At 44.9% G+C, this 26,899-nt stretch carries 25 protein-coding genes, 1 tRNA gene, 1 pseudogene and 1 riboswitch; of the genes and pseudogenes, 17 read left to right on the plus strand and 10 right to left on the minus strand.

Going from position 1 to position 26,899, the window contains the following annotated elements:
* Positions 1-159 precede the first annotated feature (159 nt).
* The gene (locus DMB88_RS10300) at positions 160-705 is read right to left on the minus strand and encodes a thioredoxin family protein (protein ID WP_128101274.1); all 546 of its coding nucleotides are present in this window, start codon (positions 703-705) and stop codon (positions 160-162) included.
* Positions 706-947: 242 nt separating this feature from the next.
* On the opposite strand from DMB88_RS10300, the pseudogene DMB88_RS10305 reads away from it, so the two are divergent.
* The 7 genes and pseudogenes from DMB88_RS10305 to DMB88_RS10335 all read left to right on the plus strand — a co-directional run bounded on the left by DMB88_RS10305 (position 948) and on the right by DMB88_RS10335 (position 8,853).
* Positions 948-2,638 (plus strand): annotated as a pseudogene (locus DMB88_RS10305) (RsmB/NOP family class I SAM-dependent RNA methyltransferase).
* Positions 2,635-3,381 (plus strand): pseudouridine synthase, encoded by a 747-nt coding sequence (locus tag DMB88_RS10310; protein WP_128101275.1) that lies wholly within the window; start codon positions 2,635-2,637, stop codon positions 3,379-3,381. The pseudogene DMB88_RS10305 and the gene DMB88_RS10310 overlap by 4 nt, the downstream one beginning before the upstream one ends.
* Positions 3,382-3,880: 499 nt before the next feature.
* Positions 3,881-4,684 (plus strand): Cof-type HAD-IIB family hydrolase, encoded by an 804-nt coding sequence (locus DMB88_RS10315; protein ID WP_128101276.1) that lies wholly within the window; start codon positions 3,881-3,883, stop codon positions 4,682-4,684.
* 108 nt (positions 4,685-4,792) lie between these two features.
* Positions 4,793-5,914 carry a hypothetical protein gene (locus DMB88_RS10320; RefSeq protein ID WP_128101277.1) on the plus strand — a complete coding sequence of 374 codons (1,122 nt, stop codon included), beginning with the start codon at positions 4,793-4,795 and terminating at the stop codon, positions 5,912-5,914.
* Positions 5,915-6,015: 101 nt separating this feature from the next.
* On the plus strand, positions 6,016-6,564 hold the full coding sequence (locus DMB88_RS10325) for a GNAT family N-acetyltransferase (RefSeq protein ID WP_164848665.1): 549 nt from the start codon (positions 6,016-6,018) through the stop codon (positions 6,562-6,564).
* A 345-nt stretch (positions 6,565-6,909) separates the two neighbouring features.
* Complete coding sequence (locus DMB88_RS10330) at positions 6,910-8,046, plus strand: glycosyltransferase family 4 protein (protein WP_128101278.1); 1,137 nt, start codon at positions 6,910-6,912, stop codon at positions 8,044-8,046.
* Between the two features lie 222 nt (positions 8,047-8,268).
* Positions 8,269-8,853, plus strand: coding sequence for a hypothetical protein (locus tag DMB88_RS10335; RefSeq protein ID WP_128101279.1), 585 nt, complete (start codon positions 8,269-8,271; stop codon positions 8,851-8,853).
* A gap of 100 nt (positions 8,854-8,953) precedes the next feature.
* On the opposite strand, the gene DMB88_RS10340 is transcribed toward DMB88_RS10335, so the two are convergent.
* Complete coding sequence (locus DMB88_RS10340) at positions 8,954-10,012, minus strand: YkvI family membrane protein (RefSeq protein ID WP_128101280.1); 1,059 nt, start codon at positions 10,010-10,012, stop codon at positions 8,954-8,956.
* 204 nt (positions 10,013-10,216) lie between these two features.
* Here DMB88_RS10340 and DMB88_RS10345 point away from each other — a divergent pair, with 204 nt between their 5' ends.
* From DMB88_RS10345 to DMB88_RS10360, 4 genes are all read left to right on the plus strand, one after another.
* The gene (locus DMB88_RS10345) at positions 10,217-10,798 is read left to right on the plus strand and encodes a xanthine phosphoribosyltransferase (protein ID WP_128101281.1); all 582 of its coding nucleotides are present in this window, start codon (positions 10,217-10,219) and stop codon (positions 10,796-10,798) included.
* 97 nt (positions 10,799-10,895) lie between these two features.
* Entirely contained in the window at positions 10,896-11,225 is a 330-nt protein-coding gene (locus DMB88_RS10350; protein WP_128101282.1) for a hypothetical protein, read from the plus strand.
* A gap of 120 nt (positions 11,226-11,345) precedes the next feature.
* Positions 11,346-11,564 carry a hypothetical protein gene (locus DMB88_RS10355; RefSeq protein ID WP_128101283.1) on the plus strand — a complete coding sequence of 73 codons (219 nt, stop codon included), beginning with the start codon at positions 11,346-11,348 and terminating at the stop codon, positions 11,562-11,564.
* A gap of 113 nt (positions 11,565-11,677) precedes the next feature.
* Positions 11,678-12,007 (plus strand): carboxymuconolactone decarboxylase family protein, encoded by a 330-nt coding sequence (locus DMB88_RS10360; protein WP_128101284.1) that lies wholly within the window; start codon positions 11,678-11,680, stop codon positions 12,005-12,007.
* A 93-nt stretch (positions 12,008-12,100) separates the two neighbouring features.
* On the opposite strand, the gene DMB88_RS10365 is transcribed toward DMB88_RS10360, so the two are convergent.
* Positions 12,101-12,565, minus strand: coding sequence for a C40 family peptidase (locus tag DMB88_RS10365; protein WP_128101285.1), 465 nt, complete (start codon positions 12,563-12,565; stop codon positions 12,101-12,103).
* A 5-nt stretch (positions 12,566-12,570) separates the two neighbouring features.
* A riboswitch (cyclic di-AMP (ydaO/yuaA leader) is annotated at positions 12,571-12,702 on the minus strand.
* A gap of 444 nt (positions 12,703-13,146) precedes the next feature.
* On the opposite strand from DMB88_RS10365, the gene pelA reads away from it, so the two are divergent.
* Together pelA and DMB88_RS10375 are read left to right on the plus strand one after the other, a co-directional pair.
* Positions 13,147-14,103, plus strand: a complete 957-nt coding sequence (pelA, locus tag DMB88_RS10370) for a pectate lyase (RefSeq protein WP_251382983.1) — start codon at positions 13,147-13,149, stop codon at positions 14,101-14,103.
* Positions 14,104-14,281: 178 nt separating this feature from the next.
* Positions 14,282-14,365, plus strand: a tRNA-Leu gene (locus tag DMB88_RS10375).
* A 178-nt stretch (positions 14,366-14,543) separates the two neighbouring features.
* Here DMB88_RS10375 and DMB88_RS10380 read toward each other — a convergent pair.
* Positions 14,544-16,229: a glucuronoarabinoxylan endo-1,4-beta-xylanase XynC gene (locus tag DMB88_RS10380; RefSeq protein ID WP_128101286.1), complete on the minus strand. Its 1,686-nt coding sequence runs from the start codon at positions 16,227-16,229 to the stop codon at positions 14,544-14,546.
* Between the two features lie 392 nt (positions 16,230-16,621).
* On the opposite strand from DMB88_RS10380, the gene DMB88_RS10385 reads away from it, so the two are divergent.
* Positions 16,622-17,521, plus strand: a complete 900-nt coding sequence (locus DMB88_RS10385) for a divergent polysaccharide deacetylase family protein (RefSeq protein WP_254438521.1) — start codon at positions 16,622-16,624, stop codon at positions 17,519-17,521.
* On the opposite strand, the gene DMB88_RS31970 is transcribed toward DMB88_RS10385, so the two are convergent.
* Genes DMB88_RS31970 through DMB88_RS30220 form a run of 3 tightly spaced genes read right to left on the minus strand, consistent with a single transcriptional unit; the run spans position 17,496 to position 18,270 of the window.
* Complete coding sequence (locus DMB88_RS31970; RefSeq protein ID WP_368028331.1) at positions 17,496-17,666, minus strand: N-acetylmuramoyl-L-alanine amidase; 171 nt, start codon at positions 17,664-17,666, stop codon at positions 17,496-17,498. The two genes, DMB88_RS10385 and DMB88_RS31970, sit on opposite strands and share 26 nt — an antisense overlap.
* Positions 17,642-18,127, minus strand: a complete 486-nt coding sequence (locus DMB88_RS10390) for an N-acetylmuramoyl-L-alanine amidase (RefSeq protein WP_368028332.1) — start codon at positions 18,125-18,127, stop codon at positions 17,642-17,644. Before DMB88_RS10390 ends, DMB88_RS31970 begins: the two co-directional genes overlap by 25 nt.
* Positions 18,115-18,270, minus strand: a complete 156-nt coding sequence (locus DMB88_RS30220) for a hypothetical protein (protein ID WP_164848666.1) — start codon at positions 18,268-18,270, stop codon at positions 18,115-18,117. The genes DMB88_RS10390 and DMB88_RS30220 overlap by 13 nt, the downstream gene beginning before the upstream one ends.
* Positions 18,271-18,462: 192 nt before the next feature.
* Between DMB88_RS30220 and DMB88_RS10395 the strand changes: the two genes are divergently transcribed.
* Positions 18,463-18,681 carry a YqzE family protein gene (locus DMB88_RS10395; protein ID WP_128101287.1) on the plus strand — a complete coding sequence of 73 codons (219 nt, stop codon included), beginning with the start codon at positions 18,463-18,465 and terminating at the stop codon, positions 18,679-18,681.
* A 148-nt stretch (positions 18,682-18,829) separates the two neighbouring features.
* Here DMB88_RS10395 and DMB88_RS10400 read toward each other — a convergent pair whose 3' ends face one another.
* From DMB88_RS10400 to DMB88_RS10410, 3 genes are all read right to left on the minus strand, one after another.
* On the minus strand, positions 18,830-19,831 hold the full coding sequence (locus DMB88_RS10400) for a hypothetical protein (protein ID WP_128101288.1): 1,002 nt from the start codon (positions 19,829-19,831) through the stop codon (positions 18,830-18,832).
* Between the two features lie 182 nt (positions 19,832-20,013).
* Complete coding sequence (locus tag DMB88_RS10405; RefSeq protein WP_254438522.1) at positions 20,014-21,210, minus strand: YqhG family protein; 1,197 nt, start codon at positions 21,208-21,210, stop codon at positions 20,014-20,016.
* A gap of 3 nt (positions 21,211-21,213) precedes the next feature.
* Positions 21,214-22,974, minus strand: a complete 1,761-nt coding sequence (locus DMB88_RS10410; RefSeq protein ID WP_128101289.1) for a DEAD/DEAH box helicase — start codon at positions 22,972-22,974, stop codon at positions 21,214-21,216.
* 330 nt (positions 22,975-23,304) lie between these two features.
* Between DMB88_RS10410 and DMB88_RS10415 the strand changes: the two genes are divergently transcribed.
* The gene (locus DMB88_RS10415; RefSeq protein WP_128101290.1) at positions 23,305-26,004 is read left to right on the plus strand and encodes an adenosylcobalamin-dependent ribonucleoside-diphosphate reductase; all 2,700 of its coding nucleotides are present in this window, start codon (positions 23,305-23,307) and stop codon (positions 26,002-26,004) included.
* Between the two features lie 201 nt (positions 26,005-26,205).
* Positions 26,206-26,859 (plus strand): HAD family hydrolase, encoded by a 654-nt coding sequence (locus DMB88_RS10420; RefSeq protein ID WP_128101291.1) that lies wholly within the window; start codon positions 26,206-26,208, stop codon positions 26,857-26,859.
* Positions 26,860-26,899: the final 40 nt, after the last annotated feature.

The following is a 26,899-nucleotide window of genomic DNA, read 5'->3' on the forward strand; positions in this document are numbered from 1 at the left end:
CCGATCATGCCTTACAGGCTATCGGGGTGTTTCGTATTGTACCGATGGATAATGGAGGGGCACAACAACATTACAACTAGTACAGCCTCTGTGTGCTCTATGCTTGTCCCACCATCAACAACATGTTCAAGCAACAGTTCCATAACACCGAACTTGTGCTTAGCTTGCTGCTGGCGTTGCGCTATCCTTATATTTGTCAAAGAATTGTTTGTAGTCATCCAGGGTATAGCCGTTATCACTGCCATTCTCTTGAAGTCCGCCAACCATGCGATCCTTCTCAACACCGTCTTGGTAATAAACAAGCGTCGGTGTGAACTCGATATTGTAATCTGTCCATCCAGCGTCAAACTCACGAAGATTGAACTGTGGCAATTGAATACCTTCTTGATCCACCAAAGGCATCAATTGAGGTGTTGTAGCACGGCAGTGCGAGCAATCCGATGCGAAGAAATAAACAAAAAAGCTTTCTTTGTTATCAATCTTAGCTTTCATATCAGCAGGCAAAATAATTTGTTGGTAATTCGGATCATCGAGCAGTTCCCGAGTAGCTGAAGTGAGCTTGGAAGCCGGAATACCGTATGCGTTCTCTACAGAATCCATCTGCTTCTTGGATTGTTGATTCACCAGTACAAGTGCAGCGAGCAAAATGACGAAAATGCCTAGGAAAATAAGGATCGTGGCACTTTTCTTTTTCTTAGATTTCATTGAACATCCCCCATTATTCATATCGTGATATGGCTTTGGCAAAAATAGAGTATGGGATAATATGCATAATACACCGAATTTTTGCTCAAGAATTAACCTACTTGTCATTATACAACATTACAGGCTGTAGTGGAATATCTACTGAACCGATAAGACAGCAAAACTCGGATATGATAACATAGAGCAAGATGTAGGCATTCTAAGAGATGCTGGTATTTTAACAGAACAGGATGAGTGGAATTATGGCTGTACAGCTACCTTTGAAATTTACTGAGCGAATGAAAACGTTGCTTGGCAATGAATTTGAACAATTTATGTCATCATATGATCAGTCCCCACATGCGGGGCTTAGAGTGAATACGTTAAAAATATCCATGAAGTCTTTCGAGCAGCTTGCTCCATTCAACTTGCGTCCCATTCCTTGGTGTGGGACAGGTTTTTATGTGCCTCACGGGGTGAAGCCGGGATTGCATCCGTATTATCATGCGGGTCTGTATTACATTCAAGAACCAAGTGCGATGGCACCTGTTGAATTATTAGGTGTGCAGCCAGGAGACCGAGTGCTGGATCTGTGTGCTGCGCCAGGTGGGAAATCTACCCAGATTGCAGCCAAACTGCAAGGTAAGGGTGTGCTTGTGACCAATGATATTCATGCTGAACGAACGAAGGCGCTTGCCAAGAACGTGGAATTGTACGGGGTTCGAAATGCAGTTGTGTTGAACGAATCTCCAGAGCGCATTGCGGGTGCGTTTGAGCATTATTTTGATAAGGTCTTGATTGATGCACCATGTTCAGGGGAAGGCATGTTCCGCAAGGATGAGGATATGGTGAAATCATGGGAGGATCATTCCATTGATAAGTGTGTTCTGATGCAACGAGATATTCTAGAGACGGCTGCAAGACTGTTAGCTTCAGGCGGCACCATCGTTTATTCAACATGCACATTTGCACCTGAAGAAAATGAAGCGATGATTGCAGAGTTTCTGAAGCTGAATCCTGATTTTGTTGTGAAAGACATCCCTAGGGAAACAGGTTTTCAGCCAGGTAGACCCGATTGGGTGCGTCAAACTATGCCAGAAACAGCGCAGGAGACTGCATTGGTATTGGATCAAGTGGCTGGAACAGCGAGATTATGGCCCCATTTGTTAGAAGGGGAAGGTCATTATGTGGCAGTACTGCAGCATCGGAGTCAATCCTCAGCTGGACAAGTTATGTTGGATAGAGAGGCGCACGATACTGCGGAGGGAGCGGTAGAAGAGAGCGCGCAAGTCGATTATGAGCGCGATTCAGAGCAAGAGCGTTTCGTTGCAGCGTCCGTACCGCTCAGCAAGGCCGATCGTAAACGAGAGCGTCTACTGAGAACAGAGGCAAGGGAGAACAAGCCTAGGCAGGACTACGAGGGCAAATCGAAGGGGAAACAGGTGAAAGGGAACGAACGTGGCGGACGCAAGGCCGATCGGCGTGGACAAGGTCGTGGAACGGAGCAAGTGGAACCGGAGGTCATCTACAAGCAGTTTGTACAAGATCATCTGGAGATAGAGCTTCCCGGAGAAACGGTGTATTACGGTGATCGTGTATATCAATCCGCAGTAGGTGCTGAACGTCTGGAAGGACTTAAAGTCATCCGTCCTGGATGGTTCATGGGAACCGTGAAAAATGGGCGATTTGTGCCATCTCATCCGTTAGCATGTGCGTTGCAGGGTACAGAGGCAGTACGAGTGATCAACCTTAACTCTGCAAATGGTGAAGCGGTGAGGTATCTAAAAGGAGAGACCTTAAATATAGAGGAATCTCGGGTGCAGCTTAAGGCGGGAGCAGTTGCCAAGGGTTACGCTTTAGTGTGTGTTGATGGTTATGCCGCTGGATGGGGAAATGGCTGGATGGTGTGCTGAAAAATGAATATCCGGCAGGCTGGAGGTGGACATCGGTATGAGTGGAAAGGGAAAACAGACTTTGCGTCTGGACAAGATCTTGAGTCATATGGGTGTGGGTACACGAAGTGAACTCAAAAAATTAGTGAAGCAAGGCCGCATTCTTGTGGATGGCAAAGCGGTCAAAGATAGCGGATTACAGGTGAATCCAGACTTAAATGTTATCGAGGTAGATGGCGAACGGATCGTATACCGGGAAATGATCTATCTGATGCTGCATAAACCTCCGGGTGTTGTGTCAGCTACCGAAGACAACAGAGATCGAACGGTATTAGATATACTGCGTAAAGAGGACCGTGTCTTCAACCCGTTCCCGGTTGGGCGTCTGGATAAAGACACGGAAGGTCTGCTGATTCTAACCAATGACGGGCCGCTTGCACATGATCTTCTGTCCCCTCGTAAACACGTGCCGAAGACGTATGAAGCTCGTGTGTTAGGAAGAGTGGATGAAGAGGATATCCAGAAATTCAAAGCAGGCGTGCAACTGGATGATGGATACGAAACCTTACCGGCTGACCTAACGATTCTGAACCACGAAGAGACGGATGAAGGCGTATATTCATCCATATCGTTAATCATTCATGAAGGCAAGTTCCACCAAGTAAAACGTATGTTTCAGGCTGTTGGCAAACGAGTGGTCTACCTTAAACGCGTAGCCATGGGTGACCTGCAGCTCGATGCGGATCTACCGATCGGCAGCTACCGCGAACTTTCCGCAGAAGAGCTGAATATTCTGCGGAAATAAACTCCCGCCCTTCGCGGAGCGGAGCAGGGAGCCCCGGGCAAGGGGCGAAGCCTTACCCCTAGCGCCAAAGGCGCAAAAGCTCCCGCCCTTCGCGGAGCGGAGCAGGGAGCCCCGGGCAAGGGGCGAAGCCTTGCCCCTAGCGCCAAAGGCGCAAAAGCTCCCGCCCTTCGGGAAGCGGAGCAGGGAGCTCCGGGCAAGGAGCGAAGCCTTGCCCCAGCGCCAAAGGCGCAAAAGCTCCCGCCCTTCGGGAAGCGGAGCAGAGAGCCCCGGGTTAGGGGCGAAGCCTTGCCCGAAATGGTCCCCGTAAGCTTGGGCAGGATTACCGCTATATTAGCGGTGACCCTGGCAGACAAGCGCTCCCACACCAACCGATACATAGCAAGACCCGACCCACCGTCGCTTCCGCAAACGGGAGTCCAGAGGGCAGAGCCCTCTGGGGCCCTCCCTCGGAAGGGAGGGTTTGGGTGGGTGCGATCCCCCCTAAGGAGTGAATACGATAATGACATATAAATTAATTGCACTAGATGTAGATGGAACATTGCTGAATGATCACCATGAATTAACCCAGATGACACAAGAAACCTTGATTCGTGCTTCTCAACAAGGGATAGAGATTGTACTTTGCTCAGGCAGAGGACCAGCCAATACAATTCCTTTTATGGAGAAGATGGGGTTGGCTGGATATGTTATAACACATAACGGAGCGGTAACTGCTGAAGTAAGCACTCGTGAAATTGTTCATCGTTTTGCTATGGAGGGTCAGGGGTTAGAGCCGTTCATCACGTATTGTCGGGAGAATGGAGTCCATTTTGACATTAACACAGCGTTTGGATTGTATGTGGATCAGCCGGAGGGGCTTGGATTGCAAGTCCAAGAGATGTACCGCAATTTCCTAATGAAACCACAACAGTTGCCCCAATGGGCCGATCTAAGTGAACCGCTTGTCAAATTTACAGCCTTTGGCCCACTGGAGCAAATGAACACAGTACAGCAAGAGTGGGGGAACTGGAACCTTCCCTACTACATGACACGTAGTGGAGATTTTTTCATTGATCTAATGCATCCCGAAGCAACCAAAGGTACAGCATTGAAAAGACTAGCTGAATCGAAAGGTATTAAACCCTCTGAGGTAATGGCTATAGGCAATTATTATAATGATCTAACGATGCTAACCTATGCAGGCAAAGGAATTGCGATGGACAATTCTCCTGAAGAAGTGAAGGCCGCTGCAGATGAAGTGACACTTTCGAACAATGAGCAGGGAGTAGCGCATTCAATCCGTAAACATGTACTAGGTGAATAGAGACGAGTTCAGCTTACGATCAGGGAAGCTCTACGTTTGATCTGATAATCTACTGTCTTCCTGGGTAACCTAAGAGAATAATCTTAGAAGACCAAGGAGGACGGATTCATGAAACTACATGTGGAGCTCATTCCGAATCTGCGAACAATAGGCGGCGAAGTACTGGATGTTATGGTACATGGTCAATATGTAGGTTCGCTCTTAGTCGTGTATAGAGAGACAGATCGGTTGTCGGGAAGTCTTCAATTGGAACGTGGATCGCTTACGGAAGAGTCTGAAGAAGTCGTTATGGAGAAGGTACATGAATATGTTCGTTCACTTGTTGATGCAGTGGAAGCTGAGTATTACGAAGTGTTAGTCAATTGTGGAACACTACGTTCGGTGTTGCTGAAACCAGATACTGAGGTTGAGGTGGAATGGTACGAAGATGAGAGCATATGTGATAGGGATTATGATGATACAGTGAGTGCGATTCAAGTCATTCCCGGTTCGCAAGATGAATCTTTTACATATGAAGATCAGGAACATCTGCTGGAGATGGAGCTAGTGACAGCGGGGCGCAACATATCGACGTACGTATTCAACGATGTACAAGGTCAGGAACTTGCCGAAGCTACACTGAAACAGTATGGAGCAGATGTCCAAGGTGAAATTCACTGGTATGACGAACCGGATGAACATCAGCAAGAGATTGCTGCCGAGTTACTTGTGCGAGAGTTGGATGAAGAGCTGATTGATACAATCACGATTCATTATTGGCATCAGGGGAACCATTTAGATTCGATAGAGTGGGTACACCGTGATTTTGCTGGGGATGATGAGGAAGATAATGTGCATGAGGAATACAACGCAATTGGTGTTCTAACCAATGCCTCTCATTATGATACATCAGGAGTTGCTCGAACGAATGAGCTACAAGATCGAGATGAACAAGAGGATGCGGAGGACATCTCTTATGTCATGCTTGTACGCAAGGATCGAGAGTTCCGTGAGTACGAATTGTTTCTTCAGGAACGTGGTGGATTGCCTGTAGGAACGGCTACGATTGACACTTCACATCCTGATCTGACCGGATATATGGATTACCAGATTCCAGGTACCAATGTGCAGCGACAGAGCTTGGTTGAAGTGCTTTTGAAGGAACTGGACAAGGAGCTTGAGTTCGATACGTTGCATCTGACGATGTTATATCGTAATCAGATTATTGATGAAGCGAGGATTGACAGGTAAAGGGCTGAGGCTCTTTACTTTTTTTTTTTGTAATTTTGACGAAATAATCATTTCCGGGTATAGTTCGATTATTCATAAGAGATAAAGGAGTGCGGAGTAAGATGCAGCAATCATTTACAATGATTCAAGACACTATAAACGAAGATTTTCGAGCTGTATTGGCAGAACAAGAAGATACGGAAGTAGTAATGGCTCTTCTCACAGAAACGGCTGAATGGCTGCAGAGTCAAGGTTCATCTCAGTGGAGTGCCTTGCTGGAGGGCGAGGATTCGCATGATACTGTAGGCGCCATTCTGCGTGGTGATGTTTTTGTGTTCAAAAAAGGCGCTGATGTCGCTGGAATGGTCATTCTGATGCGCAAACCGAGTGCTTGGGATGTTAAGTTATGGGGAAGGAGAGCGCATGCGGAGGATGGTGCGGTTTATTTACACCGATTAGCTATTCGCAGAAAATATGCTCAGACGGGTCTTGGACGCAGTATATTGGACTGGGCGACTCAAGGCATTCAGTTTGATGATAAACACACGATGCGATTGGATTGTGGTGCTGACAACGCCACGCTCAATGCGTTTTACGCTCGTCATGGATACACATTTGTAGGAGAGATCGAAGGATACAGCACGTACGAGAAGTCATTAGTATCAAATTAATGTTAAATGGGTTACGTATTGAATAAAAATAATGATGTGGAGCCGGGAGTGTGAATTATAGCTCACCGGCTCTTATTATGCGCTTTTTTTCTACCAATCTGGTGCTTTCTTTGTCATCAATCTATTGATACATGCACTCATGGTGGTACTTGATCACATTCACACCCGAACAGAAAAATAAAACAAACGTATACTGATGAAGAGAGAAATGACCAAACATGTTATCCCAATGTAAGAAGAATGGAGAGGAATTGTTCAGTTATTGCTTTACTGAAACATACGTTCTAATATATCATAATTGAAGATGGATCAATAAGATCGAAGCAGGAAAGGGGGAAACTAACGGTGAAATTGCTGCAGGCGCTATTCTTTCCTCCGGAGCAGCCCGGAGGTGTATCCTCTATGATACCGTATATGCAAGAGAGGTTTACAACTCCACGATGGGAGATGGATCTATTCTCGCTACCCAAGCGTATTCGCAACAAAGGTAGAGAAGACGTAGCTTTTGATACGTTCGATTGGACGCTGTATCAGGGCAGCCCGATCGTTCAGAAATATATGCAAACCTATCGAGATTACTTATGGTGGACTAAATTACGGATTCAAAAGCCGTATGATCTTATTCACGCACATCATCCAATTGCTGGTCTTGCGATGAAAAAGGTTTTCCCAGATACACCCCTCATTCAGACGATTCACTCCAGTTATGAACGAGAACTGATTTTGAATGGTCGGATCGAGCCAGATGGATTGGAACACCAATTCCTGGTAGCGATTTACCGTGAGCTAGAGCATCAGGCAGAACGGTTGTTAACCGTGTCTGATTCATTCCGTCGTTATTTGGGCTCTTATGTTCAACAGCCGGATGCGATCAGCATTATACCGAATGGATTCGATGAAAAAAGGTTTAAACCCATTGCGCATGACAATGCTATTCCACAGTTAGTTACCGTATGTCGTCTTGTTCCGGCCAAAGGTCTGGATATTCTGTTTAAAGCGTGTGCGGAACTTAAGGAGCGAGGGCTGGATTACGTTCTTCATATTATCGGAGATGGTCCAATTCGTCCGGATCTGGAGGAATTGGCTCAGCGGCTGGGCATCTATAATGAAACGATATTTTATGGCTACACGCTGCATCCTGAGGAATTTATGCCTTTCTTTGATATTTTTGTACTGCCTTCACGTGCGGAGGCCTTTGGATCTGTATTTGCAGAGGCTGCACTGAGCTGTCTAGCGTTGGTTGGTACAGATGTCGGGGGAATCCCTGAACAGATAGAGAATGGCAGTAACGGACTTCTGGTCCCTGCTGAGAACCCGTCTGCGCTTGCAGAAGCTCTAGAGAAGGTAATGGTCGATCCGGCATATCGTTATGAGCTAGCCCGCTCGGCATGCGAGAAGGCGAAGACTCATTATTCTCTAGGCAGATCAGTCAATGAACTGAAAAAAATGTATTTACAGTTTGCGAAATCATCTTTAACGTAATGAAATAACGATATTTTAGAAGAACATACCATTAAATAAAGAACACAACATAATTGCTGTTACATAAGCAGTTATGCTGTGTTTTTTCATTTTTTAGTTTCTGGTTAAGTTAGAATAGTAGCAATTAGAGCTTTTAATCAGAGAGGGAAATGTAAATTAGGGACTACAAATGAGATGTGTAATGCATGAAATATTGGATTAGAAGGAAAGGAGAAGGGAAGTTTGAAGAAGTTTGCTAAACCTCTTATAGCCTGCGCGAGTATAATACTGTTTCTCATTGCTGGCTGCACTGATCTGAATCATCGTGGACTAGCGAAGGAATTAAGTGATATGGAAAGCAAGATTGCGTATCAGCCTGAAGTGTTCTTGACGGATGTGATGAATGATCATTTCAACATTATAGCTACGATCAGCTATAGAAATAAGGAAAATGTGGAGCATATCATTTACGAAATGTTCATTGAACAACCCAAAGTGGAGGTGGAACAGCTGCAAATGAGCTTTCATCTTCATCCACAAATGCTGAGTAAAATAGGTACAACCAACATTTTCGAATCAAATGTCCTCTTTGATAACCTGCCAACAATTGCACCACATGGCACAAGTACAGGAGCATCCCTATTTAGGGCGTTCTTGTTAGATCCATCGAAGGTAGATCGTGAGACATTGGAGATTTATACAGATCTGTACGTGAAGGTAAGCTATCAAGTAGATCGAGAAGAGTATGTTCATTATTTTAAGTTAAACGCAGAGCCCTCGGAGGAGCTTGTGAATGTTCTTCATAATACAGCGATGACGCTGAATTGACCTTTTAAAACTAAACGATCGAAAAAAATAAAAACCGACTCTTAAAATAAATGAATTATCCTAGAGTCGGTCTATTCAGCTCACATTGTCACAAAGTGAACTAATATTTTTCTTTTGTTCCTCGAAAGCTGCCCCAACGATCCATAATTAATTTAAAAGCCCAGATGAGTGCCAAACATCCGAAAATGGGGTAAAGAATAGATAATAGGGAGCTGAAGCCAAATTGACTAAGTGAGTAACACAACAACATAATAACCAGCATAATGACCCGCGGATGTAAACGAACGTGTTGTCTAACCTGTAGTGTCATTCCATAAATATCCGCTACAAAGGTGCTGAATATTTCCATGAAAATCAGGGATACATAAACGGACTGAACCATCCAACCAAGCTGAAAGGCAATGCTGCCCATCGGAATTTCAAATTGTGTTATTCCCGGCATTTGTGCAGACATCGCAAAATGAGCTGCGAGTAGCATAAAGCCAACTCCAATTCCGCCTAGTACGCCGCCCCACTTCAGCATGTTTCGACTATGAATCTGGTTACCTAAAGGTACGAGTACAGCTTGGGCTAATACCAGATTAAATGAAGTGTATAAGAGTGGGGATAGCCATACCTGTATCAGACTTTTATCGGTCGTTAACGTGATAAATCTAGAAGCACCAGGTTGATGGAGTGTGCTGGTAATCATAAGCAGCGAGAGCAGCAGCATCATGGGCACAACGATACTATTCATCTGCATAATGGCTCGGATACCTCGTCCCAGAAGAAGATAAGTACCGACAAGCGTAACAAGCAACCCAGTCTGGTAATGCATGCCGAGATGTTCAACAAAGACGGAGCCTGCTCCGGCCAACATGACGCTGTTCACTCCAATGAGAATGAGAAGGGTAATCCAAGTGATCCATCTGCCTGCCTTGTGGCCGAATAAATGCTTATTAAGATCTTCGTAGGAGCGGGAGCCAGTATCGTGAGCAATGAGCATCATTTTGGTGCCTAGCCAGACAAAAAGTATAGTGGATAGGCCAATGGTGAGCGTTGCCCATTTGCCATACTGGGTAAAAAACTGCAGGATCTCCTGGCCTGTTGCAAAGCCGGCACCTACCACCGTCCCAATGTATGTAAATGCGATCTGCAGCACCCGAAATGCCTGTTTCATGCGTTTCCCCTCTCAGGCCCCGGTATAGTTTGGACATGTGGGTGCCATGGTACAAGGTATGCTTGGCCATTGGAACTCATGACAATGAGCTCACTCTTTGGGGTTCATTTCTAAGGCAGAGTAACAATAAAGCTGATTTCGCTTGAATTGACAGTCATATCTATGATACTTTTACGTCATAGGATAGGCTTGGGAGGTCAAATCATGGAATTATTGAAACAACGTATTTTAGAAGAAGGAGTAGTCATCTCCGATCAAGTGCTCAAATTGGATGGACTACTGAATCATCAGATTGACCCTGGTTTGACAATGGAAATGGGACGTGAGTTTGCCTCACGTTTTCGTGAAAGTGGTGTGACACGCGTGATTACGGTGGAGTCTTCTGGCATTCCAGTTGCTTTTGCTGTTGCACATGAGCTAGGAGTACCTCTTGTATTTGCTCGGCGCAAAAAAACGCTTCTGGCTGATCCTGATGCCTACTGTGAACGTGTACCGTCCTTTACGAAAGGGATTGTGACCGATATTATGGTATCTCGCGAATATATTCATGAGAATGATCGTATTTTGTTCATAGACGATATTATTGCTAATGGGGATGCAGCTCGGGGCGTTATCAAAATTATTGAACGCTCTGGCGCTGAATTAGTTGGCTTCGGTGTAGTGGTCGAAAAATGTTTTCAAGCAGGAGCACGAACCATCCGTGAACAGGGAATTCCTGTTGAAGCCCTGGTACGTATCCGTTCCCTGAACGATGGAAGCATTCAGTTTGACGATAACGAAATGTGACATTTTAAAGGAAAAGGGCCTATTTTTTGAACAATGCCTTTGCATGACCGCAGAATTCATTTATAATGGGGTTATGTTAGGGAGAGGAGGCAACACCATGGGGAACCAAGCGGCAACAGAACAATTTTTTATTGATAAGCTGGCGGAATCGAAAGTTCATTTTGAACGTGCCCTGGATTGTAAACATACGGAATTCGATGACCTTTATCCCTATATGATTGAACATCCTCAATTTTTCTGGTACAAACGCTATGTTGCCTGGTCAGAACTTCTGACGATTGTAGGCTTGTGTGAAGAGTTGTCCTTCTCTTGGAAAGAGCAATTTACACCGCATCAAGTGGAGTACCTTGAAGAACGTGTGATGTCCGCCAAAGTGCTTGATTTTTGGTTTGAGAAGAATGACAGCAAAGAGCACGCGCAGCGGTAAATTTCAGTCGGGACATACATTTCGTATGACATGACAGTCCAATACAGTCACGTGAGACCTAAATGAGTTGTCATTTAGGTCTCTTTTTGTAAATTAATTTGGAACATAGGAGCTATAGACATGATTAGTGATACAGAGCTGGATGCCCTGCGTTTGTCAGGTGAAAAGGTTAGAGTAGTAAGGGACGAGCTGGAGTCCAATGATGTAACAGGAATTGTTGTTGCTTGGGATGGAGAGCAGGTACTCATTCGTCGGCAGAATCGGCGTGTGGTTAAGCTCGATCGTAGTTATCGCTATCAGTTGTTCAGCGAGCCGCGCCAGAGTCCACTTAGCGATTAGAAAGAAAGTTAACGGGATTTACCATCATTCCATAGGCATAAACGAATCGCTCAGGAGAAAGGATAGTTACAGTGAAGGAATTGGGAACTATCTTTGAGAGGGCGTGCAATGATATGACATTGATGAATGAGAAGGTTCATGCGTATAAAGATCAGATTGGTGAATTGAGCGATGTGTTACCAGGAGTGGTGAAGTCTTACCATGAGTTTACCGGAGAATGCTTTCAACCTGGAGCCATTGATGCCAAAACAAAACAATTAATTGCCTTGGGCATTGGCTTATTTGCCAATAACGAAGTGTGTACCTTCTATCACGTGGAGGAAGCTCGTGCGAAGGGCGCTACTGATCAGGAGATTATGGAGACTATAGCTGTTGCAGGAGCCGTAGGCGGTGGACATGCACTGTCTCAGGGGGCAATGCGCGTACAAAAGGCGCTGCACTAAAGCAGGATGAAGTTAAAGAAATGAAAATAAGGACTTATTCCTTGGCATAATGCTACGGAAATAGGTCCTTATTTATGTTTACAGTAAGTTGTATTATATTTTTCCAATCATTTTATTATACATAAACTGCCCAGTTACCCGGCGGGCTGTGACATAACGGTCTTTGAAGTAAGGGTTGGACAATTTGGTGATGCTAACCCCTTTGCTGCTTGAAGCATGTGCGAATTTGCCGTCACCGATATAAACGCCTGTGTGTGAAACGCCATTGCCCATTGTGTTGAAGAAAACAAGATCTCCTGTGCGAAGGTTCGCTTTGGATACTGGTGTTCCTGCTTTGGCTTGCTGCTGGGAAGTGCGAGGTAAATTGATACTATATTTATCAAAGAGATATCTCATGAATCCAGAACAATCGAAGCCGGCCATGGTTGTACCGCCCCATTTGTACGGAATGCCTGTCATGTTATTAACAACTGTATTGATTGTGCTTGCCTCTGTACTTGTTGCACCTGAAGTAAATAGTACTGCTGCTCCAAAAATGGAGATGATAAGTTTTTTCAAAATCAATGTTCTCCCTTCGTTGCCTACGGAGTTAGCTAAGGGTTCGGTAGAAGGTTCCCTATATTTCCTATGTATAAGAATAATTCACCCAAAATGGTTCCCCCGTTTTCAAACATGAAACTCGGCAATTGAATAATTAAGTTTTTGTAACCTTTTGAAACTATATTGCATATATGCGTAAATGTCAAACCCTTCTTAATACCTTCTTTATCGCCCAATGTTAACGGAACTATCGATTTTTATGAAGAAGAAACACGAAATAAAGATGCAACTGATTACAAAAAAGTAATATGTGTTTCAAATCCAAACAGGGTTGTATATCATTCGAACTTTGTCATGTGCAGTTTGAACTATTCTCATAGATACAATAATCGAGGAATGTTACAAGATGTTGCATTAATTGACAAAGATATTTTTTTTGCATAAGATCGTTCTATCCAATCCACATATTGGATAAAAATATAGTAGTTATATTTTAATTCAAATTAAGGTGGTGGTGGATGGTCGTGTAATTAGAAGGAAAGTAGTAAGTAGAATGATGGAAAATGAATGATTCTAATAAAAGGGAGTGTGTTATCATTTTGAGTACAAAAACAAAGTTAGTCACATTAGTTTTGGCATTTTCGATGGTATTTTCTGCGGTAGGTATGGTAATCCAACCCGTTAACACTGTATCTGCTGCTGATGCTTCAGGAACGACAGCAAGTATATCTGATATCTTGAAGAACCAACAAGCGGACGGTGGCTGGAGAAAAGAATATAAGCAAACAACGGGTGAGTGGGCGAAATCTACAATCGATAATAAAGCTACATACTCAGAAATTAGAAGATTAGCCAAAGAGTTTAAAAAGACAAACGACCCACGTTATTCTGCTGCGGCGATTAAAGGCATTAACTTTTTGCTGAATATGCAGTATTCCAATGGTGGATGGCCTCAAGTTTATCAAAGTTCCGGTTATCATAAACATATCACTTATAATGACGATGCAATGATAAATGTAATGTACATGCTGGATGAAGTAGCGACACGCAAAGGTGACTTCTCGTTTATCGACAGCAATCTCGCCAATCGTAGTAAAAATGCGGTTGCTAAAGGTGTAGATGCTATTTTGAACACTCAGGTGGTTTCAGGTGGCAAGCTGACAGCGTGGGGACAACAACATGATTCCAGCACACTCAAGCCTGCAGGTGCAAGAATCTATGAAGTGCCATCATTAACTGCTGGAGAGAGTGTAACAATTGTTAAATTCCTGAAAACGAGACCTTCCAACGCCAAAATTACTGCATCCATCAAGGGAGCAGAAGCTTGGTTTAACAAGGTGAAAATTACAGGTTACAGGTATGAGAGAGCTAATGGGGACAGCAAAATCATTGCTGACTCCAAAGCTGCACCGATCTGGGCTCGTTTCTATGAAGTCGGAACGGATAAACCGATCTTTATCGGTCGTGACGGTATCGTAAAATATAAATTAAGCGATATTGACAAAGAAAGAAGAGGCGGTTATGCATGGTATGGCAACTGGCCATCCAAGCTGTAACTTGCTTTAACTTCTAAACGGGCACGAATTAGTGCTGAGATCCCAATCACGAGAAGCCCGATCCGGAATGGAATATCTGGATCGGGCTTCTTTATGAGCATTTCATGTTGACATGTAAGTGCTTGCGTGATATATTATTTTTTGTCGCCGAGATACATAGTCACGGAGATCATCATATGCGGTCGTGGCGGAATTGGCAGACGCGCACGGTTCAGGTCCGTGTGGGCTAACCCCCGTGGAGGTTCGAGTCCTCTCGACCGCATCAAATAAAAAGGTTCCCTGTTAGACATTCGTCTAGCGGGGAACCTTTTTATATTTTTTATTTACGGACTGATATGCGGATCTCACAGCTTGTCCATCCATGCTATCGCGTACTACAACAATCGATCAAAATGGAGGATTGGGCAATTTTTTGCCACATAAGTTGATCCAAACCCGTATTATGATGCCGTAACTGTAATATTATCGATATTTGGCCCCTCGGTGCCTGTCGTTACGATTTTTATGGTATTCGAGCCTGAATTCATGGGTACCTGAATGGTTTTCTCACCCCACGTAGACCAGCTTCCCGTTGCTGAAAAGGGTGTATTGCTGATCACTTTTGTGCCGTTTACGAACACATCAAGGTTACGTGTACCACTCTCTAACGCATAACGAAACTTTACGTTTTTGGTGCCACTTGTAGCATTGTTGATGTTACTCCATTCAATGGCAGAATTCGTCAATGCGTTGAAATTAACATAGCCAGAGCCTGTGTAACCAGGGTAGATTGTTTCAATTAGAGCATCAGTTAACGTAGTTCCCGTTTCAGCTTCATACGTTGTGCCACTTGTGTTACCACTACCTGATCCGGTGATATCCGCTACAAATGTGGTTACACTTTGGGCAGGAAGCTGTGCAGTAAATGCACCATTAGACACATTGATCGGTGCTCCGCTAGCCAGGTTACGGCTGCTATCCGTTACCCATGAGGATACAGTAGACGCGTTACCATTTTGCAGGACAAATCGCTGACTGGTCGCAGAGGTTCCTTTGTTAATCGCTACAACGACGACCTTGTTATCTCCTTTGTAAGCAGATACAAACGTATTGGTATCGGGGTTTTTCGTTGCATCCACTCGCAGATAGCCTGGACGTACAAATTTGGAGAAATGAGCCATATTATAACCGCGTTTGCTAATCGTGCCATCCTCTTTCATCGGTCCGTACTGTCTACGGATGTACCACCATACATATGCTTGAAAATCTGCCTCTACCATTGCATTGTGCATGTGATGGGAGACTTCCAAAGCTTCCGGCCAGCGGTCAGCAGAATTGTTATCACTGTTTGGATAATAGACTTCCGTCATCCACAGTTCTTTGCCGGCACCTTTTTGCTTGAAGAGAGGGTATGCAAAATTATTGACTTGAGTACCATATAAATGCGCTCCTAAAATGTCCATATTAGCAAGCGCTTGTGGATCATTCAGGATTGGGTCAGATATGTTTTTTAGGTATTGAAAGGACTCTGGAGCCATGACTTTGGTGTTCTGGATCGATCCTGCATTTTCTTTCATGAAACGAAGGATCTCCTGTGGTGTCCACCAGGTCCAATCATGCGCGTAATCCGGTTCATTTTGTACCGAGATCGCATACAGGTTGACACCGTTATCTCTCATGTACGTAACAAAGTCATTCAGATGCTGAGCGTACGCAGCATATTTGTCATATCTAAGACGTTTAGCATTGGTGTCGCCATTCCGGTTGAACGTCTCGACCATATCACTTGGCGGATTCCAAGGAGAGGCAAATACTAGAGCGCCTTGCTCTATTGCTCTTTTGGCGGTATCTATTTCTCTCGACCAATTACTTCGATTCGGATCGACACTGATCCTCAGAATGGAGAAGCCCAATTGATTTTGCCCGTTGCCAAAGGCTGTGTCACGTTGAGCAGGTGTCAAGTCACCGATCCAAACCGGGTGATTAATTCCTCCAAAGCCCTTGATGAGCTGCTTCTCCGAGGATAAATTGATGGTGGCATCACTTGCTGCTGAAGCTTGTGTGGGCGTTAACATCAGTGGCAGAGCCGTTAAACAGGCGAGTAAAACGTTAAAGGTCTTTTTTAGTTTAAATTTCACTGCGATCATCCTCCTCGAAATGGTTATTCTGAGAACTGCTAAATCAATGAAATAGTACTTTAATAGACTACGATGTAAGCCCTTACACAACCTCCTTTCGAAAATAAAAGGAAAGAAAATCAATTTATTCTTTCTTTTGTTTATTTTAATAAAATATTGTTGAACTGAATACCTGACAAATTTCAGGTCTTTTACTAATTTATCTCATTTTAACGAGAAACCATGACATTTTTATCCTAAATTCAGAATCTCATACGACAAGTAAATTACTTAAGAGATGTATTCCTGTGTTGGTGCCTTTTGGATATACAAATTTTCCTTTAGGCTCGTCAGCCCATTTCTTACATAGAACACCCTACAATATCAAACAATGAGAACACAGATCTAAGGAGGGAATCAGCATGGAAAACCAAACAAAAAGCAAGAGATACACACGAATAGCGGGGTTCCTTATTCTTTTGCTACTTATTAATGTGGTGAGTCTGACAGGTGGAGGGATAACCGCAGCATCTGAGATGAAAAGAGAAGTTGGCAAGGTGAATACTCAAACACAGTCGAACCAGGATACTCAACCCGCTGTCGGTCCTAATCGTATGGCCATCATTATAGACGATGTTGGTAACGATATGAAGGGAACCGCAGAGATTTTGGAGATGCCCATTAAGTTGACGGTTGCGGTAATGCCTTTTCTGCCAACAACTCAAAAGGATGCCATTGCCGCACATGAGAAAGGGATGGATGTGATCGTACACATGCCAATGGAGCCCAAGAAAGGCAGACCAGAGTGGCTTGGCCCAGGAGCGATTACGTCCAACTTGACAGATGAAGAAGTTCGCGTACGCGTGGAAAAAGCGATTGATGATGTCCCGTACGCCATTGGCATGAACAATCATATGGGCTCTAAGATTACTTCAGACAAACGGATTATGTCGATTGTGCTGGATGTATGCCGGGAGCGGGGACTTTTTTTTGTAGATAGCAGAACCAATTTTCGCTCGGTTGTCGGGGAGATAGCCACGTCCAAAAATATGCCTCCGATCGGTAATGACATCTTCTTAGACGACCAGAACTCTAAGCCGCATATCCGCAAGCAAATGGAACTGGCCGCTAAGCATGCCATGGACAAGAAAAGCTGTGTAGTTATCGGCCATGTTGGTCACACCGGGTTAAATACATCATCTGTTATTCGTGAATCAGTCGCGCATCTTAAGGGACAGATCGAATTCGTTGGCGTTGGTGATCTGGTGCGGGAGGTGTGGGATTGGCATACTGCTCCTACACTACCGACAGATAATAAATAATGCCATTTGCGATGGACTCGGCTATGCGCTTTTGCTCGGCTGGATCAGTAATTTTGGCTCGGTCTGCCGCATTACTCAAAAATCCGGTTTCTACAATGACTGCTGGATGCTTCACATAATTCAACAAATAAAAGGGTTTACCCACACCACTTCCCGTTTAGTTCCATACAAGTCATTCATGGCATTTTGGATCGATTGTGCTAGAAGGTAACTTCTACCTTCCTTTTGGTGCAAAACCACCGGGCCATGGGAAGTGGACTTTGCACTCCAATTGGCATGAATACTTACAACAATATCTGTACTCACTTCTTCGCTAAGGCTTTTGCGTTGTGCTAAATCTCTGCGATGCCGGGATCGGCTGTTAAGCCAGCGATTATCATCACTGAGCGCGTAATCACCAAGTCGATTGATGATGACTGCGTATCCCTTACTCCGCAAGAGAAGATAAACTTTTTGACTTATAGCCAGGTTAATGTCCTTCTCCAGCACGCCTTGGGCTGTCGTTCCTCCATCAATTCCCCCGTGACCTACATCAAGTAGAATTACGGGTGCTGCAAAGGCGTGATGGCTGGAACGATAAGCTTCACCGTCGATTATTGGTAACATGGACGGACTGTTCGTTGAGGGGCTTGCTTGAAATGACTCAACAGATCTAACTTGATGGGGGTCTGTCCCTGAGCAAGTGGAAGAACCGGAAGATATAACAAGCTACCTAACAATGCGGTCGAAGCAAGCAGTACCTTATACATGGAACATACACTCCTTCATGATCTAGGTGGTTGATGTAGATTTGGGATGTCATGGATACCTTTGGCATTAGACTGTGCATTCTGTAGATTTTCATACACTTCCAAGGCAAAAATGTTTAGCCTGAACACTTCCTGAGCACAATAGAATTATCGTACGCTTCGTTATGTGACGGAGCCAGGGAGGCAGAGGTTATGGCCAAAAGTGATGAATTGGTAAAATATATAACACAACGTGTGGTTCATTATATCGATACTCCAAAGGATGAGCGAAAAGGACGTACCAAACTGAAGGAGCCATGGGCGATGAAGTGGTTTGGCATGATTCCGTTTGCCGTGTCGCTATGGGTTGGCAAGAAGGGGAGAGCGGGCGATTCGAAATTAGGTAAACGAAGCTCTTCAGACAAGGAATAGATGGATGGAAGCAGTTATCGTTTAAAGATCGAATAGGTTATATACAATCCTGTATCTACAAAGAGACTCACCAACTAAAATAGACGCACTTCCTGTATGGTCAGGAAAGGCGTCTATTTTGTATGGAAATTATTAAGGAACAATCATTTCAGGGATTAGTGACGTAGAATTGCCCATCTTTCAAAAGCGTGTCTAATGGGACGAATCGTTGCGTGGAATTATGTCCACCAATGGCTATATAGAGGATGGATTGAACTTTAGTGCTGTTATGCCATAATTGATAACCACCAATAGGTAACGGGCCACCATAGGATACATTACGATCATTCGCTGAATAAACAATTCCAGACTCCTTATGAAGCTGAGTCCAATCTTGTACACGGGTGAGCTTCACTGGTTTGGAGGTGATCCATAACAGGTTGTTCATAGGATTAAAGGTAGGTCGCCTTTGTACAGAATCGACAAGCCAGGATGAATTCACAGAAGCATCGGTAACACTGGATATCTTTGGTTTGATAGCAGTCTCGATCTGTTTCACCGTCGCTGAGGGCAATAGATCACCATTCGTAGCATCGATATAAAGCGCTTGGTGATTCGGTCGTTCTACCTTCCAGTAAGCGAGTAGAGGAAGAGCATAACGAAGCTGAATCTCTCCTCCATCGGCTTGAAGCATCGTAAGGCCCAGGTGTTGTCTTTCTAACGCATGGCTTAGCAACTCACGATCATAGGGAGAGTGTTCTCCCAACCCGTACTCGCTGAGCATTAACTCTCCCTGATCTGTAGCTGAAATAATCATATAACCAATTAATTTATCTTCAAAAGCAGCCTGCACGAGCCAGCTATGCGTACCTGGGCCAAGTGGAGTGAAACTTAGTTCTGCCTTTTTCCAGTTGGATTCTCCGTGAGCCGAACTAAGTGAGATTGCGTGCTGATGAGCAAACTCCTGTACAGCCAGAGGAGCAAACTTGTCGTGCTGGAGAGCAGTGCTTTCTTCGAGATCAGTTAATGACGTAAGTGGAAGTGGAGGGACGCTTCGATCCTCGGCACTTGCAATCGACCAGAAGGTAGATAAGGCTGCACAACTGAGCATAGCTAGAGTGATTGTGGCTATTCTCCGTAGTAAAATCCATTGCGTAGCGTTTCGTTCCAAATAAACACCTTCTTCTTCGGGATACTTTGAATCAAATTTATCTATGACATATTGGTTACGTGAGCGACGCTAGTATTCATTCTAGGGGACAAGTTATGCAAAGGTTGCTGTAACCTGTCGGGCAACTGAATATGAATAAACACTACTTTTGCCAGCATTTGCAGGAAAAGTAGTGTCTTCGTCTATCTTAAGTGAAACATGCCGCTGCTGATAGCGGTAACCTTCACTTTGGGTTCATATTGCCAGATCATTTCCGTTCGGCGTGTCTCATATTGCAGTTTCATCGCCTCACGATCCATAACCGCTTGTTTTGCTTTTTCTTGCTCTGGATCTGCTTCGGTTTCTAACGGAAAGGCTGGCTCAGCTGCCAGTTCTACATCCTCTCGAATACGATTATTCGTCACCATATCATCAGTCGTTACACTTGTTCGTAAATGAGAAGGTTTGAGTGCTGAAGAGACATGTTGAATGTTAGCGTCAGGTGTGCTCGTAGCATCTACCTCAGGCATGTCCTCACGCAATACAGCTTCGTAGTACGTATCTACGACGTCAAGCTCCAGTGCAAGCCTCTCTTTAGCCTGTTCTGCCCAACCGTAATCAAGCTGAAGCAAACGGTTGGTAAGATGGGATTCTAGCGCTGCTCCAGCAGCAGATAATGAAATTTTTGCCGCCTGCGCATGCATGTTCTCTGCCAATCGTGGGCTAAGGTCGCGACGGTTAAGCTTTGCCCCGAATTGCTCAATAATCTCACCGGAGCGAAGAGAAATGCCGAGAAAATGAAGCTCCTCCCGTTTCAGATCACAGGCGAATTCCACCTTGAAGCAAACACCAAGCCAAGGTTCATAGACGGCTGGCGCTGTAGCTCGCAACTGTCGTTTGGCCGCCTGTTCGAACAGGTTAACGAAAGCCCCGCCTTCACGTGCCGCATCAAAAATTTGCTGAAGTCGGCGGCTGCCATAAACGACATCTTCACGCAAAATACGTCCTGGCCCCAGTTGCGGTAGGGAAGGGGTGATACCGAAGTAACGTCCCAGAATGGTTTCTTTCACAGGCTCAGCACCTGGGGGACTTGTACTGGCTCCGCCACTGGCTGTACTAGATCCAACTGGAGGATTCGCCTGGGCTGCAGTGGCTTCCGCTGCCTCGATCGCTTGCTTGTAAGCTTCCGGGTCAAATACAAAAGTAAATGACATGGTTTCTGCCGGTGCACCTGTACGTTCTACAAATCCCCAATAATACGGTCGGTTCGTCAGCGCCTTATCGGCTTCGGGGGAAAGTTTAACCGTCACATGGGCGGGAGAGCGCTCTATGATCTGACAGTCCATGGCTTCAAGATAGGTGAGCACATAAGCCTGAATCTCGTGCGGTGACATGGTCATAGGTTAGCTTCCTCCTTTACGAAGATCGAGCTTGGTAATCAGAGGTACTTCATCTGCGACCTCGCGCTGAATGGAGTTCAATGATTGTCCTAGTGAATCCATCTTGTGACGCAGGTCCTCTTCATTTTGAGATTCCAACAAAATTTTGGTTAAGCTTTTCTCGATCGACTCCTTCTTCTCAAGCCGCTCCAGAATAACATCCAGTCCACCGATAACCATCTCGAACATGTTGATTTTCTCATGCAGCAGATGCAGAATATGCTCTTCAATGGTACCTGTCGTGGATAGATTGAAGATATTAACATCGTTTTGCTGTCCCAATCGGTGTACCCGTCCGATCCGTTGCTCCACCCGCATGGGGTTCCAAGGCAGGTCGAAGTTAATCATATGGTGACAGAATTGCAGGTTGATACCTTCACCACCAGCTTCGGTTGCAATCATGGCCTGAACGCGTCCGCGGAAGAGATCCATCATCCAGTCTTTTTTCCCGCGGTTCATGCCGCCTCGGTAGGGTACAGCAGTAAGTCCATTATTGCGAAAATAGTTAAGTAGATACTCCTGCGTTGCCCGGTATTCTGTGAAAATAATGACTTTCTCATTCATATTGCGAATAAGTTCCATCGTTTTCTCGGCTTTGGTATTCTCCTTAATCGCTTTGATATGGGCTACAAGTTCCCAGATGGTATCCCGAAGAGGCGAGTCAAGCGGAAGCTTCTTCGACAGGTTGACGAGTGTTACGAATACGGCATCCCTACTGCTGCACACTTCTCGCTGCAACGTAACGAGTGAGAGCATGCTGCTCAGATTGCCACCAGTTTCCTGATACTGATCCTTTACAAATGAGGTTACACCGTCATATAGTGCCTGTTCTTCGGGTGAAAGTTGGAGGTTGACGTTCGAGACGTTTCGCTTCGTAAACTGAACAGGTCCTTCGCCGCGTCGGTTGCGAATCATGACTTTGGACAACTCATCCTTGAGCTGTTCCTGGTTTTTCGGAACCCTTTTATCAACGACGAAGTTGGCGGCAAAATCACCTTGACGGCCAAGTTGACCTGGTTTCAGCAGGTTAATCAGATTGAACAGCTCACTCATATCATTCTGTACGGGGGTCGCTGTAAGCAGTAGACAGTATTTTTTGCGCAATTTCAGCATGAATTGATAGTTTGTTGTTTTCTTGTTTTTGAGCTTATGAGCCTCATCAATAATAATCATGTCATAATCGATATTCAGTAACATGTCTTTGTGCGGATCACGTTTGGCAGTGTCCATGGAAGCAACAACGACCTCGTTTTGCCAGGAATATGCCTTTTTCTGAGCAACGGCAGGAATGCCGAATTTCGAATTCAGCTCTCTTACCCATTGCAGTACAAGGGAGGCAGGGACGAGGATAAGCACTTTGGATACAAGGCCACGAACCATATATTCTTTGAGGATAAGGCCGGCTTCAATCGTTTTACCCAGTCCTACTTCATCAGCGAGAATGGCTCGGCCAGACATTTCAAATAATACTTTACGCGCAGTGTCCATCTGGTGAGGAAGCGGGGTCAGACCTTGTAAATGCTTCAAACACTGGATTTCATCAAAGTTCGGAATCAGATTCGTCTGTTCGGCCTGAATCCCTAATTGAAAGAGTCGATAATCTCCCCAAGGTCCCCCTTTATCCAAACGAGACTCAAGCTGGGTAAGCCAGCTTCGATCAAACTCCAGTGGTACGGGCATTTCGGATATAGGCTGTTTGATGTGATGCGGATTGTTCCGGTTCATGCTGCTACCTCCCATGCCATTCAAGATGACGTTTAATTTCGTAGGTAATAGTATGGACGAATGAGAGACAGTTCATAACCGGATTCATATTTCGATCTGTACGGCTGTATCTTCCCAGAAAGTTCACAGAGTACATATACATGCGTCTGAGGGCGTGTGGTGAAGCTTGTCCGAGTATAGATAAGTACGAGAAACGACTATGATATAAATCACATGGAAAATCAATATATAGTGTAATATACTGAATTATAATCACTATATGTGGTGTTTAGTCATAATTTAATCGTAGAGCAAAATTGAACCGTTATTCCGGGGAGGCTGAGCGTGGCGATGAAAACGAACAAACAATCACACAAGTTGGAAGGACTAAGCGAAAAAATATTTCTGGACCGGTATGCCTGGAAGAACGCAGATTCGAATCATGCAAAGGTCGGGGATGTTGTATTGGTATTAACGAAGGATGATCCCAAATTTCCAACGAAAGAAGTTGGGGAAATTATAGAACGTGAGGGTCAGCTGGTACAAGTGAGAACCCGAAGCGGAGAGATCGTTAAGACAGATGTAGAGAAGCTGACGCTTAATATAGAAAAGACACCTGAAGAGATGTGGGATCGTCTGGCTAAAGCGATGGCCTCCGTTGAATCAACCGCTGAACAACGAACCATATGGGAATCTCGATTCCGTTCGGTATTGGAGGATTGGAAGCTTGTACCGGGAGGTCGAATTGCTGCGGGTGCTGGTGCGAGTGATGAACTAACGCTATTTAATTGTTATGTTATTCCTTCGCCGCAGGATAGCCGCGGTGGCATTATGAAAACGCTGACCGAGATGACTGAGATTATGGCACGTGGAGGAGGCGTGGGGATTAACTTGTCCTCTTTACGTCCTCGCCGCGCCGTTGTTAAAGGGGTCAATGGGTCATCGAGCGGTTCTGTGTCTTGGGGTGGCTTGTTCAGTTATACTACCGGACTGATTGAGCAGGGAGGAAGCCGGCGAGGTGCCTTGATGCTGATGATGAACGATTGGCATCCTGACGTACTTGATTTTATTACGGTGAAACAAACCATGGGTCAAGTAACGAATGCGAACCTATCTGTGTGCGTAAGTAACGGATTTATGGAAGCTGTTAAGCAGGATGGTGACTGGGAGCTCGTATTCCCAGATACAAGTGATCCAGACTATGACACGGAGTGGAACGGAGATCTACAGCAATGGAGAGATGCTGGTCGCTCGGTCATTCCATATCGCACGGTTAAAGCGCGGGAAATTTGGAGTACCATTATTGAATCTGCTTGGAAATCCGCAGAACCGGGTGTTGTATTTATGGAATACTATAATCAAATGTCGAACAGCTGGTATTTTAACCCGATCATCTGCACTAATCCGTGTGGCGAACAAGGTCTGCCAGGATGGGGTGTATGCAATCTGTCCGCGATCAATCTATCCAAATTCTATGATGCAGAGGCAGACGATGTAGCTTGGGGAGAACTGGCGGAGACGACACGCGTTTCGGCGAGATTTTTGGATAATGTAATTGATGCGACGCCATATCATTTTGAGGAGAATAGACAGAATCAGCAGCATGAACGTCGGGTAGGTCTTGGTACGATGGGACTGGCGGAGCTGATGATCAAACTTCGCATTCGATATGGGAGCCCGGAGTCACTGGAATTTCTGGATAAACTGTATGGATTCATGGCGAAGGAAGCCTATCTGGCATCGGCGGAGATTGCGGCTGAGAAGGGCTCGTTTCCTGCATTTGAAGTAGAGCCATACCTACAGAGTGGTTTTATGAAAAATATGGTTGCGACGTATCCGGAAGTGGGAGAGGCTATACGGAAACAGGGCGTTCGTAATGTCACCCTCATCACTCAAGCTCCGACTGGAAGTACAGGCACGATGGTGGGAACATCAACAGGTATTGAACCCTATTTTGCTTTTAAATATTTCCGTCAGAGCCGGCTTGGTTATGATGAACAGTTTGTACCGATTGCCCAAGAATGGCTGGATGCCCATCCAGGCGAGCCACTTCCAGCTTACTTTGTAACCTCGATGGATCTATCCGCTGAGAATCACATTCGCGTGCAAGCGGCCATCCAGCAGTGGGTGGATAGCTCTATATCCAAAACAGCCAACTGTCCAGCCGATTTTACGGTCGAAGATACGGCTCAGCTCTATGAGCTTGCCTACGATCTGGGGTGTAAAGGGGTAACGATCTACCGAGATGGCAGTAGGGATGTGCAGGTGTTATCCACTTCGAAGAAGGAAGAGGTAAAGGAAGAAGTGCAAGAAGGGGCAAAAACACAAGAAACATATGCAACGCAAGAAGAGGTATTGAAAAAACAAGAATCTCCGCCAGCGGCAGAAGTAGAACCAGCGGCAATAGCAGGATCAGATGTAGCAGCCACCTCTGCCAAAGTGCTGGATAAACAGTACAGAAGCCGCCCTCAGGTTCTGCGTGGAGCCACTTACAAAATTAATACGCCATTTGGAATGGCTTATATTACAATCAATGACCTAGACGGCATTCCAGCCGAGATTTTCCTGAATGTGGGTAAAGCAGGTTCAGACGTATTTGCCATGGCAGAGGCACTTGGACGGGTATGCTCTCTGTTCCTTCGGTATGGGGATCATGGACACAAAGTGGAACTGCTCATTAAACACTTGAAGGGCATTGGAGGCTCAGGAGCCATTGGCTTTGGCGTGAATCGGGTCGAATCCATTGCAGATGCAGTTGCCAAAGCTTTGGAGAGTCACGTACAGAACGAATCTTTAGAGAACGCGCCAAAGTTAAGTGCTGTTCACAATCACACAGGTCCCCTCCATGCGGATGAAGGGAACGAAGAAGCGTGGAGAGAGGCATTGAGGAAGGATACGAACCATGCTGCTACGCATGAACCAACAGGAGGAATTGGACGTCCTTCTATCGCTGAATCAAGAGACTTATGTCCTTCATGTGGTTCAGCAAGTCTGATCAATCTGGAAGGATGCAAAACATGCAGCAATTGTGGATACAGTAAATGTAGTTGAGTAGTTGACTTGATATTTATTAAATAATGCAATACGATTTTTCATACAAACGATTAGTGAAATTTTCCGATTTCATCGACTAATCGTTTGTTTTTTTGTTGTTAGGGCGTATGATGAGAAATACATGTGAAACGCATGGAGGTAGGTTTTTTTTGCGGATATATAGAATAGGACATTATAGGGACGTTAATTAGGAGGGCTTTGATGCTATCATTAATTTTTGATATGGATGGAACGTTGTTTCAGACGGATAAAATATTGGAATCTTCGCTGCATGACACATTTGAGCACCTTAGGTCACAAGGGTTATGGGATCACGGGACACCTATAGAAAAATACCGCGAGATTATGGGGGTTCCACTGCCGGTCGTTTGGGAGAACTTATTACCTGGTCATTCTGACAAAATTAGAAATCAGGCCAATGAATGGTTCCATGCGAGATTAATAGAACATATCAGTTCAGGTAAAGGGGCGCTATACCCTGGTGTAGAAGAATTCTTTCAGTTGTGCAAAGACAGAGAAATTCCGATATACATAGCAAGTAACGGACAGATCGAATACTTGGAATCCATCGTTAGCTACTACCATTTGCATGAATGGGTTACGGAAACCTTTAGCATACAACAGATTGAATCGCAGAATAAGTCAGATCTTGTACGAACAATCATACAGAAGTATAAGATCACCCAGGGGATTGTCATTGGCGATCGATTGTCCGATATCAAAGCAGCCAAGGAAAATGGATTGAGGTCTATTGGGTGCAATTTCGATTTTGCTCAGCCTGATGAGTTAGCACAAGCCGATCGTGTGATTAATAGCCTGATGGAATTAAAAACCGAAATAGATAAAGCATAGAACAGGAACGATGCAGTAAATAGATTAAAGGAAAATGGAA

This window comes from Paenibacillus sp. DCT19 (assembly GCF_003268635.1).
In the GTDB taxonomy this organism is placed as follows: Bacteria; Bacillota; Bacilli; order Paenibacillales; family Paenibacillaceae; genus Paenibacillus.